This window comes from Candidatus Bathyarchaeia archaeon (assembly GCA_035935655.1).
GTDB lineage: Archaea > Thermoproteota > Bathyarchaeia > 40CM-2-53-6 > 40CM-2-53-6 > 40CM-2-53-6.
On record DASYWW010000039.1, the window covers coordinates 1 to 17,408 of the forward strand.

10 protein-coding genes are annotated in these 17,408 nt (G+C 51.3%); 6 read left to right on the forward strand and 4 right to left on the reverse strand.

Features of this window, described 5'->3' with window-relative positions:
• The 6 genes from VGS11_06735 to VGS11_06760 all read left to right on the forward strand — a co-directional run.
• A partial coding sequence (locus tag VGS11_06735; protein HEV2119780.1) for a hypothetical protein occupies positions 1 to 629 on the forward strand: 629 nt, incomplete at its 5' end.
• Positions 630 to 841: 212 nt separating this feature from the next.
• Entirely contained in the window at positions 842 to 2,068 is a 1,227-nt protein-coding gene (locus VGS11_06740) for an ORC1-type DNA replication protein (protein ID HEV2119781.1), read from the forward strand.
• 2 nt (positions 2,069 to 2,070) lie between these two features.
• Positions 2,071 to 2,382, forward strand: coding sequence for a winged helix-turn-helix domain-containing protein (locus VGS11_06745; GenBank protein ID HEV2119782.1), 312 nt, complete (start codon positions 2,071 to 2,073; stop codon positions 2,380 to 2,382).
• Positions 2,383 to 2,691: 309 nt separating this feature from the next.
• Positions 2,692 to 3,954, forward strand: coding sequence for a DEAD/DEAH box helicase (locus VGS11_06750; GenBank protein HEV2119783.1), 1,263 nt, complete (start codon positions 2,692 to 2,694; stop codon positions 3,952 to 3,954).
• Positions 3,955 to 4,110: 156 nt separating this feature from the next.
• Positions 4,111 to 4,656 (forward strand): hypothetical protein, encoded by a 546-nt coding sequence (locus tag VGS11_06755; protein HEV2119784.1) that lies wholly within the window; start codon positions 4,111 to 4,113, stop codon positions 4,654 to 4,656.
• Positions 4,657 to 4,804: 148 nt separating this feature from the next.
• Positions 4,805 to 5,941 (forward strand): deoxyhypusine synthase family protein, encoded by a 1,137-nt coding sequence (locus VGS11_06760; GenBank protein ID HEV2119785.1) that lies wholly within the window; start codon positions 4,805 to 4,807, stop codon positions 5,939 to 5,941.
• Here the strand turns inward: VGS11_06760 and VGS11_06765 are convergent.
• The 4 genes from VGS11_06765 to VGS11_06780 all read right to left on the reverse strand — a co-directional run bounded on the left by VGS11_06765 (position 5,938) and on the right by VGS11_06780 (position 17,160).
• Positions 5,938 to 7,023 carry an inositol-3-phosphate synthase gene (locus tag VGS11_06765; GenBank protein ID HEV2119786.1) on the reverse strand — a complete coding sequence of 362 codons (1,086 nt, stop codon included), beginning with the start codon at positions 7,021 to 7,023 and terminating at the stop codon, positions 5,938 to 5,940. The two genes, VGS11_06760 and VGS11_06765, sit on opposite strands and share 4 nt — an antisense overlap.
• A gap of 78 nt (positions 7,024 to 7,101) precedes the next feature.
• Entirely contained in the window at positions 7,102 to 11,952 is a 4,851-nt protein-coding gene (locus VGS11_06770) for a DEAD/DEAH box helicase (protein ID HEV2119787.1), read from the reverse strand.
• A gap of 22 nt (positions 11,953 to 11,974) precedes the next feature.
• Complete coding sequence (locus tag VGS11_06775; protein ID HEV2119788.1) at positions 11,975 to 16,726, reverse strand: LAGLIDADG family homing endonuclease; 4,752 nt, start codon at positions 16,724 to 16,726, stop codon at positions 11,975 to 11,977.
• A complete protein-coding gene (locus VGS11_06780; GenBank protein HEV2119789.1) occupies positions 16,723 to 17,160 on the reverse strand; it encodes a hypothetical protein in 438 nt (145 codons plus the stop codon). Before VGS11_06780 ends, VGS11_06775 begins: the two co-directional genes overlap by 4 nt.
• Positions 17,161 to 17,408 lie beyond the last annotated feature (248 nt).

Below are 17,408 nucleotides of genomic sequence, written 5' to 3' on the forward strand. Positions count from 1 at the left end.
ACCACGTTCTTTTGATCCTTACGAGCATATCCATTAAGCCCATCCGACACGAAACGTCAAGCTCCAAGGCTCAACCCTTATGGGCGCCTTTAGAACTGAAGTGGCGGAGCCATGTGGAGGAAGTTGCAATCGAATGGGGTATCAAAAGATGCTCTCGCGGAAGTTTGAAGATGTGTTCAATTGAAGATTTCAAACAGCTTGAACTCGATGATGACCATAGAGTAACGGTGGAACAAGAACTAGAAGGCTGGCATGAATGGTACTTACCAGTCAAAAGTACAGTTCTTGACATTGGAGCCGGCTGCGGCGAGACAGCGTTCTTTTACCTAAACCACGGCGCAAGAAAAGTCATTTGTGTAGAGTCCGATCCTAAGGCCGTAGAACTGCTCAAGAAAAACTTTGGAAGTGACAGTCGAGTCGTCATCGTTGACGCGCATGTCGATTCGATCAAAATCGATATCGAAGGCTCCGAGCGTGATATGATACTTGAAACACACTTTCCCTTCAGACTTAGGAAGATCAAAACGCTAATCCCTAACGTCGTCATTTGGAAATTGGAGGAGTATTGGGGAAACATTTTCACAAGAGCAATCAGGAAAACGCGAATATGGAGAGCGAAGATGGGGTGATTGATTTCCCACTCGCATTAAACCCTAGTCGTAGCTTTTAGCGAAGTCCTTCTTGCTGAGCCTACAGGCATGTGTTAAGCAACCGAGTCCTAGGTTTGGATTGGACCAATGGCGTAAGCCGAATTATCTTCCAGGGATTACTTTTATCCATCTCTGCTCATTTTATACGTTCATCAGTATAGTTTGAGAGCTTTCAGGTGTAAGTATTCGTCATGATCGAGAAAACCAGCATATCCGCCCCTTCCCAGATAGTACGGGACGCCCTCTCCAAACCCACCATCTTCAAAGACGAGGGTCCTCTTAGCCTCGAGTGGCTCCCATCCCGGCTACCCCACAGGGAAAACCAGCTACGATTCCTCGCCGAACTCTTCCGATCCGTTATTGACAAGCCCGGAACTACCAGTCCCAAAGTCCTCATAACCGGTGACATCGGAACCGGCAAAACAGTCCTTACGCAACGGTTCGGTACAGACATACAGCACGCGGCCAAGACTCTCAAGCTCAACCTCCAATACATCCACGTGAACTGCCGCGAGTATCGAGGAAGCCTCTTCATGATCCTCAAAAAAGTCCTTCAGACATTCACTCCCCAGTTTCCCCAGCGAGGTTTCTCCAGCGAAGAACTTCTGCACATTCTCTTAGATCAGCTTGAGGACAAGAAGCTCCACATTATCCTCACGCTCGACGAAGCGGACTCGCTGGTCAAAACAGAAGGCTCCACCAGCCTCTACAATCTTACGCGCATCCAAGAGGAGCGCCCTGGTCGACCGGTAAGATTGTCCCTCATAATCATCATGCGGGAACTCAGGAACCTTGAAGATCTCGACAGAAGCACTCAGAGCACTCTCCAGCGAAACGTCATTCGCCTCGATCACTACACTACTCCACAGCTAGAGAAAATTCTTAGAGAAAGAGCAGAACTGGCGTTCAAAGAGGGAACAGTTCCCGAAGAAGTCCTGAATTTCGTGGCGGACATGGCGGCGCCTGGAGGCGACGCTCGCTACGCTATCGAGCTACTTTGGAGAGGTGGAAAGTACGCGGACACGGAAGGTGCTAGAGAGGTGAAGCCTGATCATATCAGAGCCGCCGCAAACAGCGTATACCCTGTTCTCCGCACAGAATACTCCCAGCATCTCAACCTTCACGAGAAACTGATACTCTTAGCGCTAGCGCGAGTCTTGGAGAGAAATAATGCAACATATGCTACAATGGGCGATGTGGAGATAGCGTATCGTATGGCTTGCGAGGAAAACAAGGAAACATACCGGGCACATACGCAAGTCTGGAAGTACGTTCAGAATCTGAACGCTACAGGCATTCTCTCCACCCAGCTCTCCACTACTGGTTTCAGAGGAAAGACAACCTTGCTTGGAATATCCTCGGCCCCTGCCTCTGCCATACGCCGATGGCTCGAGTCGACCCTCTCGATTAGAGCATAGCCTTGGTCGGAGAAAAGAGGGCACCTCTAGAAAGGGTCCTTTCGAGCAGCGGTAGAATCCGAATACTAACTCTTCTTTCCGGAATCGAAGAGCTGCATCTGACGGAAATCGCGAAAAGAACGGAGCAGAGTTACAGCGCCGCCGAACGGCATCTAGACGACCTGTCAAAAGCCGGGATAGTAGAAGAGAGAGATTACGGGCGCGTCAGAATGTTCAAGCTGAATCTCGCCAATGATCATGCGAAGCTCTTGCAAAATCTGATCTTGAAGTGGAATCAGAACCAAGAATTTGCCCCTGCCCAGGCTCAAGCTTAAACCAGTCACAAATCATCATTAGATCATCTCTTCGAGGTTAATTGACGTTTGGAAAAGTGTAACGAATGCGGACGTGTAACATCACAGAACAAGAAGTGTGAGTACTGCGGCAAGACCTTTTGTGAAGATCATATGCCCAAGCATCAAGCCTGGGAGCACCGTCACGAGGGCCTTGCCGATGACGCCTCTAGCCTCTGGAAGAGAACCGAGAGACCCTAGGTAAGATGACGGGTTATGCGCTTCGTTGATACAGATTCTCGGGACTGGAAGGTCTTTATGGGGCGGCCAGACTTGCTGTTAGAACAATAGTTGGCTCAACAGTTCGAAGCCCTAGGTTTCCAGCCCCGGCTTCTTCAGGGAATCAAGGATATGGGTTTCGAAGAAATGTTCCCAATTCAAGCGGAAGCTATCGCGCCTATTCTCCAGGGAAGGGACATCATTGGACAGGCACACACAGGCTCGGGAAAGACGCTTGCTTATGCCCTTCCTATACTGCAGAGGATTGACAATCATGCTCACGGACTCCAAGCACTCGTACTAGTCCCGACCCGCGAACTAGCCGTCCAAGTCGCAGGAGAGTTCGAACGCCTTGCACGACATCTTCCAATTAGAACTGTTCCAGTCTACGGCGGCCAGAGCATAGGGGTTCAAATCGACAAGTTAGAAAGGCCTACGACTAAAGTTATTGTCGCCACTCCGGGCAGACTCCTCGACCACCTAGAAAGAAGAACAGTTGACCTAGACAGGGTCCGATTTGTGGTGCTTGACGAAGCTGACAGAATGTTGGACATGGGATTCATCGACGATGTCAGGCAGATACTTGAAAGAGTCCCGGGCCCCCGTCAAACAACCCTGTTCTCAGCCACAATGCCTGACGAAATCATTCGGCTCGCCCATCACTACATGAAAAATCCCCTGAGAATATTCGTCGACAGCGACGAGATCTCTGTTGAATCTGTCGCGCAAAAATATGTCTGGGCTGAAGAGAATGAAAAGTTCCCAGCTCTGTGTTCCCTCATAGAGGCAGAACACGTAAACAAAGGGCTGATCTTTTGCTCCACCAAGATTCGAGCGGGAAGATTAGCTCAAGCCCTTAGGGTCGAAGGGTACAATGCGCTGGCGATTCATGGAGACCTTACGCAGGGTCAACGGGACAGAGCGATCCAAGGTTTCCGCAACGGATCAATCGCCCTCCTAGTTGCCACCGACGTGGCGGCAAGGGGCCTCGACATTACGAACGTCAGCCACGTGATCAACTTCGACTTACCCGAAGAACCTCTCACATATTTCCATAGAATCGGCAGAACTGCTCGAGCGGGAAGTGCCGGGATCGCTGTCTCCCTCGTGAGCCGAAGCGATGACTCCATTTTTGAGAGAATAAGACGAACAACCTCCTCGAACATTCAGGAGATGATTAGATTGACTTCTCCTGGCCGAAGATCGTTCCCCACGCTCTTCCTTCCTCCTCGACCATATGGCCCGAGACGAGGTGGAGAGAGACATCAGCGAGGCCGAGGTAGACGTCCTGCGCGTCGTCCGCCGAGATTCCAACGACACAGACGCCGATATTAGAGCGCTTGACCGGTTTTCCTCTCCAAGGAGATGGCAAGAGTGAGAGATCCGTGCTTCTCGCCCTCGCTTGTCTACGAAAACTTGTTCAGCAGCCAGCCACTTTTATTAAAGAGAAACCGGGCCTCACCATTCACAGTATCATAAGGGGGTGGCAAATTGAATAGAACAGAAGGAGCGGTAGTGAGTGTGCTTCTGATCGCGATCTTCATGGGGACCGTCTCGGTGGAGGCAGTTGTACCAACTTCTCCGTCGCCGACTCCGACCTCGCAAGTGACCAGCATAGACATCAGTCTCCTGAACGTTGGTTCTGGTCTGACTTTCCAGCCGGGTACTGGTGAGATAGTTACCACTGGGATTGGCGTGACAAGCGGTTTCTCTGGTGGTTCCATTAATGCGACGGCCGCGTTCGCGTTCTCCCCAGTCAAAGGATTCACAACGGTGAACGCAGTTCTCGTTACGATTGTCTACTTTGGCGGAACTGGTGGCTACAATGCCTTAGCAGTCCAACTGAACGGACAAGCCCCTGTTAATCTTCCAGCGACAACTGTGCAAAACACTCTTGTCGGAGCTTTGCGAAACCAGGACCTACGCGCGGGTGCAAACACAATCAGCGTTGGCATCGTTTTGAACGGTTCGAGCGTTACCGGAAGCACATTTGTCCACCAAGTTCGGCTAACAGTGCAATACACCTTCGTGGCTTAGTAACCAATCCGACCCGATTCGACTTTCCCCTTTTTCATTTTCGCGAGCTCAACGAGAGTTGCCGTTTCATCTCTGGGAGTTTGTGCTAGTACACGAGCTTTTAATAGAAACAGGTAGACGCATTATCCAATCAAGTTAGAAGGATAAAATGAAGATCAACAAGAATTCTGACCCTCACGAAAAAATATCTGCGTCAGCTTCATCCTCTCGTATTCAATACTCCCCACGCGGCGACGCATTCAAACATCCCGTGCAGCATTTTGACGTAGCCAAAGTTCACACAGTAAGTGAAGCTCTGGAAGCGTTCAATGCTACATCATTCCAGAGCAGGATGCTCGGTAGGTGTTACAAGATCTGGCTTCATATGCTCAGCGATCCCGATCGCCCTCTAATCTTCTTCGGTCTGTCGGGCGCAATGATCGCTGGAGGTATGAGGCGACTCCTCCGGGACCTCATCGCCTTTCACGCAATCGACGTCCTCGTATCCACAGGCGCCAATCTCAGTCACGACCTATACGAGTCGCTTGGAGGACGCCACTACATGGCCCAACATCACATTGACGATCCGACGCTTAGGAGCATGAGAATAGACAGAGTGTACGATACGTATGCCGACGATGTCATGTTCACAAAGGCCGACGAGTTTGTCGAGAAATTCTCCGAAAGCCTTGAGCCCCGGGGATATTCTAGCAGAGAGTTCTTTCAGCTAATGGGACAACGAATCAACGACGAATACGGCATTCTCGCCACCGCCGCAAGGGAACATCTTCCAATCTTCTGCCCAGCACTAGCCGACAGTTCAATTGGGATGGCATTAACAGTGTATAGGAACGAGCAGCTCGACCAAGGTCGACCTCCAATGGTCTACGATCCGATGCTGGACAATCTTGAGATCATGAGCCTCAAGAGGCGTTGGCAGAAATCGGGGGTGATTTTCATCGGGGGCGGGACTCCGAAGAACTACATTCAGCAGGTCGTTCCAATGGCAGAGATCGCGGGCATGCCTGTTCCCCCGCATAGCTATGCAATCCAGGTTACGACCGACGATCCTAAATTCGGTGGTTTGTCCGGCTGCGAACTCCCTGAGAGTCAATCGTGGGGAAAGCTTGACCCGAAGGCCGAGCAGTGCACCGTGCATGTTGATGCTACGATTGGGCTACCGTTGCTGTTCACAGGTGTAATGGAGCATTATGAAGAATGGAAGGGTAGAGGTCGGTTGAATCACAATTGGGGAGAGTCTCTACAGGCTCCTGAGGTCCGAAAGACGCGGAAAGTTTCGCCTTAGCGCTCTCTTTTTCCCTGGATGTACTCTTCCACCCATTGGGACGCCTGGCCATCAGGGATCTTGACTGGTGGATACTTGAAACAGTAGGAAGAGATGCTGGTGAGTGCGCCTCCAACTCCTCGGTCCAGACCGATCTTAACCGCTCGGATCACATCTGCAACAACTCCAGCGCTGTTGGGTGAGTCTTCCACTGAAAGTTTGAGATCAATCTGGAGTGGAATGTTGCCCCATTTTCTTCCTTTCAGATAGATGTAACAGATCTTCTTGTTCTTGAGAGAAGGAACATAGTCCGACGGGCCTATTCTTGTCGGAACATCATACGGAATGAGACTTGCAACTGCTGTTGTCTTGCTGATGCGTTTTGAATGAAGCCTTTCCTCGACAGTCATGTTAAGAAAGTCAGTATCGCCACCGAGGTTCAGTTGATAACTCTCATCCACTCTCACGCCACGCTTCAGGAAAAGGTCTACGAGCGCCCTGTGAACAATTGTCGCTCCGACCTGGCTTTTGATATCATCCCCGGCAATCGGTAGTTTTCTGTCTTCGAACTTTCTCGACCAGCCATCGTTTGACGCGATGAATTCGGGGATGCAGTTCACGAAACCACAACCCGAGTCCAGTGCTTGCTGTGCGTAGAACCTGGCTCCTTTTTCACTGCCTACAGGTAGATAGTTGACGAGGATTTCAGCGCCAGAGTCCTTCAACTCGGCTGCCACGTCGACAGGTTTGGTCCTATTCTTGTTGTAGACGTGGAACGGCTCTCGCATATGAGGCGCCACTCCGTCTAGAATCGGGCCCGCTTTGACGGTGACATCCATATCTGGGACGTCACTAATTTTCGGCGCACAGTTCGGGTCTGTAAAAATTGCTTTGCTGAGATCGTTTCCGATTTTTTTCCTGTTGACCTCGAAGGCCGCTACGAACGTGATATCTTGTACTTCGTAGTCTCCGAACTTTGGATGCATGAGACCGGTGGTGAGGTTGTCTTCTTTGGGCGGGTTTTTCCGGTAGTATTGAATCCCTTGAATTAGTGCACTGGCGCAATTTCCAACGCCTGCCAGTGCTACCTTGATCTTCCCCATCTGCGAACTTTCCCAGGCTTCGGGGTGCCTACGATAGTCCCGCATTATAAGGCTAGGAATAGCGAGGCTTTCGACCCCTCATTCGGAGTCTTCGTACTCGGTTAGAACGGCTTGTTGTTCGACTTCCGAGGGTTTTGCATTCTTCGCCTTTTCCCATTCATCAGCTTTGATGAGTCCTCCAGCCTGTTCTTTGATCTTCTTCGCCAGTGATGGACCAATGGTTCGAATGCTCATCAATTGCTCAAGGCTCCTTTCCTTGATATCCTCAATCGTTTTCAGTCCAGCATCGTGAAGCATGCGCGCTCGGACTCGTCCCACCCCTTCAAGCGTGGTCAGTTTGACCAACTCCGGCCGAACACCCTTTGCAAGTCTTACTTTGAGCATTTCTAGAGGAGCAAGCAAATCTTTGTGTCCAAAAAGACGCCCTAGTTCTTGGGTGGCGAGGATCAGCCATTCGGACCCCTGCACAAGTCTGAGAAGATCGCCTGGTTCAACTTTCCTCGTCTCAAGTATTTGGTCCTCTGTCCGCTCATCAATCCAATCGGAGAGGACTTGAGCGGCCTTTAGCTCTCCGAGAAATTCCTCGTAGGCAACAGGGTCCTCGAACTGAGTTGGTATGGGATAGGTGAATTCGTCGCTTCTCTGCTCCGCTAACAAACTCAGCTTGTCGACTTCGCCTCCTCGAGGACGAGGTCGCGGGGAAAGGTCAGGGGTCTTGGAAATTAGGTGCAATATGCTTAGGTCAGTCATCTTCTTTGCTCGGTTGTACAGGCCATCTCGTAGTATCACCGCGGACATTGGATCTATGTAGAGCTCGGAGACTCGCTTGCCGAACTTTGTAGCGGAAAGGTCCTTGCCTTCCATTAGCACCATCTCTTCCTTGAAGAGAAACCTGAGAATATCGCCGATCTTGGTCTTGATCAGACGCGGCCCGTACTGGTGGGCGTAGAATGTTCTCGCAAAAAAGCTGTACAATCCTTCCTCGGAATGCGCGTAGCCGGCAGCTATGGTCGATAGTACATGCGGGCGCAGAACCCGTTCTGCTGCCAGTTTGGACCAGAGCTTCTCAGGCTGAGCAAGGACATAGTTCTCCATCAACCATTCAGACTCGTCCGGATTGCGAGCAATCAGCAATGCCTCGCCGAACTTGTCGTACCTAGGCCTCCCCGCTCGTCCACAGTTGTGAACGATGAAGTTTGACGCGAGGTAAGTTTCGGTTTCGTTTACGGAAAGATTATAGACTTTTCTTGGGCCACGGAGCTTCCTAAGAACGGCGCTCCTTACTTTCACCCAAGAATACGGTAGTCTATTTTCCCTTGTTCGATACTTGTCCAAGCCGTGATAGTTGCTGTATTCTATCTTGGGGATCTTCTTGATGGATTTTGCCAGATCTCTGAACTTTTGAATATCAGATATCCTTCGGACAGTGACCCTATAAACCGGGTTAGGAAACATGGTTGGTTTGTTGTTCAACATGACTCGATGAACGCGCGCGTCTTTTACGACTGAGCTCAGGATTCCAAGCCTGAGCAAGAGATCGTGAAGACCCCAGGCGAACCGGTCGCTTCCCGTCGCGATAACGATCGCCCTAACCATGGTAGTTATTCCTCTTGAGTACTTGGTTTCAGAGTAGGAACCATCCCCGTCGAAGACGCCTGCGAGGAACGCGCCTATCAAGCGCCGCGGGAATCGTAACAGAAAGTCAGGAATGAAAATGTCCAAGGATTTATTCCTGAACGGAATCCCAAACTGGGAGATCATTGGACCGAGTAGATTTGATCCAATTTCAACCGTGAGCTGCTCGTCGCCTCTGCTAGTGATTCGAGGATGACAGCCTAGTTTTTGAAAGACCGAATTGGCTTTTTCGATGATTCCGCGGTTCTTGTTGAAAACACGGATATGGAAGTACGTCCCTCTGTTGCTTCGAGATTTCTTTATGTGCCCGTCAGAAGCTATGATCCCAACTAGCCACATGAAGTCTTCGTCGATTGTATCGGGTATCCGTATTGGCTTGCCCCATTTGGATTTGACGAGACGAATTTGCAATGCGAGTTCGGTCTCGCTGAGTCCCAAATGTCCGCCCAACGCTACGACTCTGGATAAAGGCGGATTTCGTCTCCCCGAGGTGTAGCCCTTGAAGGTCTTGAGGCTTACTCCGAGATGTCGAGAGACATCCTTGTATTTTGCGGGAATGGCATTCCTATTGAAGAAGCCGATCCGTTGTGCAACGTATGTTATTTTCTTCGGCAGAAAGTCTAACCAGTACACATCACGCTCTGAAGTTGGGACCTCCCTCGCATATGCCATGTAGTCTCCCGTTCTGATGGATTTTATGGGGACCCACATCGGAGCGCCGTCTTTCCCTCTGGTTAGAACTGGATGTCCCGGAGTTGCAGTCAAGGTTCTTCCGATTACAGTGCTGACCTCAACAAGTTCGTCCGCCTCTCGTTCAAAGTATCCGGCGATAGGCTTGCCTAGGAGCCCGTGAGGGTTCGACAAGGATAGCACGCGGTCGCTAATTCTCTTCTTCACGATACGACCGATTGGAATTACCGATCCGTCACCCAAGGTTACAGGCACTTCTGCAGGGAGACAGAATTGCTTGTACTCTAGCACACTTATCGGATATCTACCATAGCCGGCCTCGTACCGCTCGTAGCTGCTGATGACAACAGCCCTAGCAGGGAGGTTAACACCTGCGGAGTTGTGAACTATGAATGAGCCAACATAACTGCTGTGGCCTTTGACCTCTAGGTTGTGAACTGTGCCTTGGTAGAGCTCTTGCTCGACCTTTTTGATCGGCATGTAATAGTAGTTCGAGTCGAGATACCCTCTATTGAATTCACGATTTCCTTCAAACCGGTCCGATTTGACTCTCAAGATCTTTGCCATGAAACGGGTTAGCTGTTTTCCGGAAACAGAAACCGTGTAGAGGTCGTGCCGGTGAGTAATTGCTAGGCCTTGTTCGGACCCGATCCCGACTCTCTTGCTCATCCTGATCGTCGACATGTACCCGAGTTTGACGAGCACCGCGAACAGTTGCTTGGCCAGACCCCTCGACACGGTTGAATATCTAGCCGTTCTTGCTCCAGATCTCGTGATGTCACCGTCTCCACGCCACATTCCTCTAACGAAATGGGCGAGTTGGTTGTTTGGAAGGTACATGAATTGATGTGGAATCCTTTTCTCAGCGGCTCCCTGCCCACATAATGCTCGAAGGGAATCTGCAAGCTGCTTAGAACATGCCCTAACGACCCTTCTGTGTCTTTCACCATCAATAACGCCGGGCCTCAAACCGATTGCTTTGAACCAGCCCGCGACCATTGTGGTCAGCTCTGACTCTTTCGTGCTTAGGGCAAACATCACTTGCCCTTGTCTTCCTGTGTAACCCTCGGCGAGAAACAGTCCTAACACTTCGAGCGTCTGAGGGGTTAGTTCTAAACGGTCAATTTTCAGTCTTGACCAATGTTTTCCAACGACGCCAGACTGGTTCGCCAAGGGGCCCTGCTCCGCCAGGTCAATATAGTGAATATCGCGCTCTTCTTTGATTCTCGGGAATAATACGAGATCGCCAACGATCAGGTTCTTTGCGACGGTCCAATCGGGCCTGGAATAAGTCCACCAATGACGAATTGTGCCACGAGTTCGCGTTGAATGCCTTGTGCGAATCACTCGGAGCACATTGTGCTCTGGGGTCATTCTCATCGGGAGCTGGAACCAAGGTGTGAGTTTTACAAGAGGACCGTCATACCATCTCGAAGTTGGTGTGACGACGTCTTCGAATAGGTTGCCATGAGTCAACACTCTGTCGCCGCTGGAGAGTCTCTCTATTGGAACAGGAGCGGGATTTCCAAAGATCTCCTCACCTGCGGGGAGACAAAGTGTTGGGGTTGCTGCCAGGACCTTGATTCTGCCTTCCCGAAACGCATCTTCCACTATTCCGCGATGAATTCCTGCTAATCCTGCATGGTGAAAACCGGCGCCTGCCCCAACCTGTGCAGCGAGGGCCTCGCTTAACCGAGTCTTCTCTCCTGTCGAGAGTATTCGCTCGGCAATGGTATTCAGAGCTCTCTCTTCGGGCTTTGACAATCGGCTTTTCACGGCTACCGAAGCTTTCCGTCCCATCTCGACTGCAGATCGCCTTGTCTCGGTGAAGATTAGCGCCTGGCCGCCAGTGCTCACTACGTCGAGCGCGATGTCCAGGCTTGGGGTCTTGGTCCCACTTACGATCGCGCGGCTTGCACCATCGCGGAACTGCACTTGATTATCGTGATAGATTCCCTCTCTCAGAGGGACAGGACGCCAGTCGGTGGTTACGGATCCCGCTTTCAGCCAGGATCCTACTTCTTCGGCATTCCTAACTGTTGCACTAAGCGCTAAGACTTGGATGTTGGGATTGATCTCTGTCAATCGGGTGAGAACCACCTCGAGGGTTGGACCCCTTTGTTGTTCGGTCAGGAGATGAACCTCGTCCGCGACTACTAGTGTAAGTTCGCTCATCCAGGGAGCTTTGTGCCTCAGGAGAGAGTCTGCTTTTTCATTAGTACAGAGGATAATGTCGTATCTTCCGAGCCAAGGGTCCGAGCTGTCATAGTCGCCTGTGGATATCCCAGCTCTAACATGGTCCCCGCTGGGCTTCTTGATTGTTGAGTAGCGCTGGAATTCCTTGAATTTCTCGCTAGCCAACGCACGTAACGGAGCCAGATAGATTGCTTTCCCACGGTGCTCGAGGACATGTTGTAAGATGCAGAGCTCCGCAACTAGGGTTTTCCCGCTGGCAGTGGGGCTCGCTAAGACCAAGTTCTTCCCATCCAGGACCCCCGCTTCGATGGCATGCTGTTGGGGCGGGTAAAGCTCGTCGAGACCTTCCTTAGATAATAGTTCGATTACTTGCTTGTCGATGGGGAGGTCTCTAATCTTCACCTGCATTGGCAGCTCCCTAGAATGGGTTCTAGCCTGAAGTTCGCTTTAGTTTTCCTTCCTTGGGTGAATAGATCATTCCTTCCTTAATCAACTGTCCCACGAATCGCCGTGCTTCTCCATCGGTAACCTTTTCCCGCTCGACTATCGCGGCGCTGAGAATTTTCTCATCTACGGTCCCCGTTTCCCGTTCGAGTTCAGCCACAATCGCCATTACCCTTCCCAAGGAGTCTCGAACTGTCGCTGGCTTACCAGTCATTATTGTGTCGATGTCGATCTTGCCGGTTTTCACGTCCACCCCGACATCGTAGAGGGCGTAGCTCATGATCTTGACTGCGCTCTTCGCATCTTCAACGGTTACTTCTTCCCTGAGGAAAGCGCGGGCCCTGGCCTCAGAAATCCGGACCAGGCCCTCAAGCTGTCTAGGAGTTATCGCAACAGCCGCCTCTTTGCCAGTGGTGTTGCGCATCTTCAAATAGAAATCCTGCAACTCTTTCACGGCTTCCGGAGTTAGAACTGGAACTATTCTCTTCGCGTAGCTGATGTATTTTCGCAGAAATTCAGGTGGAAAAGGCGCCTCTTCAGGTGTGTGTTTCGTCTTGTGCAGCGAGAGAATGTGCTCTGACATTCGGGAATCATTTTCGGGCTCAGGCAGATCCTTTACTAGAAAGATCAGGTCAAATCGGGAAAGGATTGTCACTGGTAGGTTGATGTTTTCGTTAATGTTCTTATGAGGCTCATACCGCCCGAGAGCCGGGTTGGCGGCGGCTAGAACCGATGCCCTAGCGTTCAATGTGGCCACTATGCCCCCCTTAGCAACACTAACGGTCTGCTGTTCAAGAGCCTCGTGAATTGCAACACGATCATCAGGCCGCATCTTGTCCAGCTCATCAATACAGTTGTGAGTGAGGATGCCTTCAGTGACAAAGTGTTCCCCTAGAGGAACGCGAAGATCATAGACGTAGCCCGTGTAGAATTCCGACTTGACGGTTCGGATTGCTTCGAGGGCATAGTCGTCTCCAGCGAGCGCGAGGAGTCGTTCTTGAGAAGACGGATCCAGCCAGGGATCTAGTCGACGGATGAGCCGTTGCAGAGGAGCTTTGTAGGGTTGACGCTTGCCGCTACGGTATGAATGGAATGCACTCCAATCACCGGAGCGGAGAAGTTCGCCGGGGACTGGCCGCAAGCCCGAAAGCGCCAGACGAAGGGGTGATGCGGGAACTGCCTCGTGTCGAGCTGAAATTCGCGTTCGCTGAGGAGGAATGACTTTCGCTTTCTCCGAGTACGGGCTTATTCGCTCCATCAACCGCTTCACATCAGCCCTGGACGTAATCTGTACGCTCATTACGCCTTGCAGATTCCTTATGCGAGCGTATACGTCGAAGCGCCGGAGCGCCCAAAGCAAGCGTCGGTTTGATGCAAGATCATTGGAGAGAAGAAGATCGAAGGAGACCACTGAGTATTGCCGATTCTTCTTTACACTAAAGCAACCATCAGCATCAACAGCTCCAGCTAGGAATCCGGCAAGCGCCGCATCATCGAGATGAAGAAGGTCTCGGAGTCCGTTCCGCGTCAACCACTCGAACAAGTATACGAAGAGGTTAGAATGTGAGACGAGAACCTGGCATTCCGAGCTTTTGGCAAACTTTGTCGTCATGGCTCGGCGTAGATACATCTTCCATGGGTGGTCCGAGACTTGGCTCATTGCTCTATGGAGTCGTCTGATGTAATTGGGGTGGGTTGATGATTGGGTGATTCTCAAGGCGGAGTGCTTGGCATTGGATTGCACATGTCCGTCTCCGTAGGCGAACCCTATGATGTATGCAAGATCCGCCGTGAGTGTGGCGATCTTGAGACGTTCTGTGTTCTTCTTTCTTCCGAAGGCAAACGGTCGTTGTACCCAGGAGTTGTATATACCTGTGTCTTTCAAGATCGCCTTGAATTGCCCTACTTTTAGCGCTCCGCGGCCATTGAGTGCATCACGTCTGAGGCCGTAGTAACTGTTGATTGCTCGTAAGGAGTGATGCTTGACCTCTAAGAGCTGGCGAATCTCCATTTTCTCTCTGGGAGTCGGTTGAATGATCCAGTTTTCCGGAACAATGTCGAGGATCCTAACCGGAGTCCGTGAGGAGGGTAGCTTCTTGAGGGCGACGATCTTGTCGCCAGGACCGAAGTTACCTATGGGCTTCCACTCTAGCGTCTTTCCGTCGAGAACTGGATGAGTTGGCGTCAAGCGGAGTTCCATTCCAGACTCCATGCTCACACGGAGAAGCTGGCCACTGTACCATCTGCGTGCAACTAGCGTTGCGGTTGCCTGCCTTGTCGCAAGTTTGACAAGGTCGAGATTTGCAACAGGCTGAAGCAAAAGGGACAATTCTAATTCATGACCTCCTGACAGCGCCCGCTCAAAGCGCTCCTCGTCGAAGAGATCAGCCACCCTCTTCTGGGCTCCACCGACAAAGACTTCGCTATCCGGATGAAGGCATGCAATTCCTTTGTCGGCGAGCACCAAGGCACCTGCTTCCAAGACCATTCCCCCGGTTTTCTCGCGAAGAACGGCCGCGGTGAGGCCTGCAGCCGTGGTTCCCCTGCCTGAAGTGTAAAGGCCTCGAGGAGCGATTCTTGACACATACTGGAGAAGTTGACTTTTCGCGGTGTTGTGAGAGATCATTCCGTTCGCGATAAACTGGTGGCTCTTGGGAACCTCAATATCATAGACATCGGCAGGCTCTCTATAGTACACGGCCGCAACTCGTTCACTGTGTTGCCTTCCAAAACGCTTCAGTCTCGCAGCTCTCTCCCTAAGGTGCGCCAGACGAGTCTGTTTCTTGGTTGACGCAAAACCGATCTTGTCGGCAAATTTTAGAATGCTTCTTCCTCTTCTGATCAGAAGCGCGTTTTCTATTATTCGTGAGTGTATTCCGAATCGTAGGAGAAGAATTTGGACGTCTCTAAGAAGCTCGATGTCTTTTGCTTTGAGGCCGATCGCCCCGCATCCTCTCTTGCTGGAGAAGACTGTTCCGTCTGCCTCGTATAGCCACCTCAGGAACGACGATACCACCTTGTTTCCAGATCTGAGAATGAAACATGGCACGCGCTTGTCTTTCAGGATGGCCAGATTGTACGCAACATCTTGACTGTTAATTACTCCTTCTGATAGCTCGACGTTGCGATTTGGCCCCTTTCGAAGACTAACCGTTGGACTGATTCCAAAGAGATTGAAGGACATATCGCAAAGTGGCTTTAGAGTGTCCTTTTCGCCCTCAGCGACCGTAAACCCTACTCTATACCGCTGCACCCACCCATCGCCAAGCAGATACCCCACGAACGCGGCAAGTTCAGATGTCACCTTCTTTGGAAGTCGGCCACGAAATCTAGGACCTAATCCGTAAGCGAGCGGCCGCCATCCAGTGTTGACAAAGCCTGTAATATAACACGGGAATCCAGAAACGACTGCGACTCTGTCGCCAACTTTGAACTCATCCAACCTCTTCCAGCGTCGAAATTGAAGACGATCGACCACCTCGACCGAAAGCAAGGGGTGATTGTGTGTGCCTCGAATGCTCTTTCCGGTCTCAGTGACGATCTCCATCGTGGGTTGACTACGGTAGATGTGAAATCGATTTGCGAGATCTTTCTCCGCTCTTCCGCGACCTGTCAGAACTGCGATTTTCAATTCTTCAAGGTGACGGCGGCCAAAGTCTTCGATTTTCGCGATCGTCCCGTCGCCTAGGACAACTCGCTCGTCGCCGATAAGGCATCCTGGATCTCCGATGAGTAACGTGTTCAAGTCTCCCCTGATACTTACTCCGTCGGGGAGATGCTTGGAGACGCCTCCGAAGAGTAGGTAGAGTATTCCTTCTTTGATCTCCCCGTAGCCGTAGATGGATGGCGCGAGGCTCATGATGAGCTTGCGGTGAACGAATGGGTCTTTGGATGCTTCTAGAATCTTCTTCTCATCATCACGGGTGATCTCGACAACTTCTGTCTCTTTGCCTACTACATCAACAAAGTTTGCCTCGAGGTATAGGTTGAAGGTTCTTAGGCGACCCTTTTCTCCCACGTACTGTTTCTCGGCTCTTACGATGGATGTGACGGCCACGCGGTCTCCGGGACGAGCTGAGTCGACAATGTCGTCTTCTAATCTGACATCGAGATATCGTGGCAGCTGTCCAGGGGGAAGGTCCTCTGGGCGTTCCTGGACTCGGGCTTCCTGGGTGTTCTTGAACTTGCATTGCTCCTCCAACAGTTCCCATGCGGTCTTCTGTTTGCAACTTGGACACGTTGGACCGGGTCCTCGCATTAAGTCCCCGCTCTGTTCTTCCTGAACGATTTCGAGGCACTTTCTGCACCGGAATACGGCCTTGAGGATCATCGGCCGAACTTGTGTGGTCCTAACTACGATCCCCTCTACAAGGGCGAGTTTTTTCATGTCCTCGGCCCCAATCTTTCGGAGAGCTCTCTTCTCTGGGAGGCGGCGGAACCGAGCGAATATTCGACCAGCATGTTCTGCGTACTCAGGGTCCTCCACGCGCATCTGGGCTGTAGCGGCCGAGCTTGCGTAACCTATGTAGTCGTCCGGTCGCTCCGTGACGCTACGAGCTAGGGCCGGATCAAAAGCGATGAGATCATCAAAGTCGATTACGAGAGAGATACCGTTGTTTACTGCGACCTGAGCAAGCCGTTTTCGGTACTTGGATCCAACCTGGTCCGCTAGAAATGAACGGAAAAAGTCTTGGAAAACGTCCTCAGGACGAGAGGTCTGGGGATTAACGAGCGTCAATTGGTGCTCTCACGGCCAAGAATGTCCTTCTTCCATGACTCCACGTTCTCGCGCACCTTCTCGTACAGTGCTTGTTCTTCGACCGTCAGATTCGCTGTGACGTCGGTGGTTTGTTCTCCGGACGCTCCGAGAGAAGCGATTTTCTTCACTCGAATATTGACAATGTCCCTGGAGAGCGCTAGTGCTTTGTCCAGATCGCGGGCCTTGGTTCTGTCTTTCGCTTCAAGGCCCTTTAACTCCTTGATAAGACGGCGGAGCTGAAAGTAGAACGACCGAGGCAGTTTCGGGATCTGCCTTGCGCCGGGCAGCGTTTCCTTGTAGTGAGTGGTCGATAGGGTGTTGAGGGTCAGCTGCTCCTCATCCTTGAAGCGGGCGTATCCCATCTGAACCAAGTGCTGAGCAGTCCACAGCGAAAGTTCGACCTCTTGCCCCATCCGATATGGGCCAAGGATCCTGTCCCCGATCCGAGTTTCGGGAAACTCGCGGAGAAGCGTAATTCGCGAAGGCGAGTTTTCAAACTCTGTATCTACAATCTCTACGATTGACGGTTCCTTCTCCAGTTTACTCGCCCCCGGGAATCACCAAGACGAAAGTGAGCCCCATAAAACCAATTCTAAACAGAAAACCAAATTGATCACACGATATTTGCTCAGAGAGGTGGATGAAACAGTTCTATATGGCT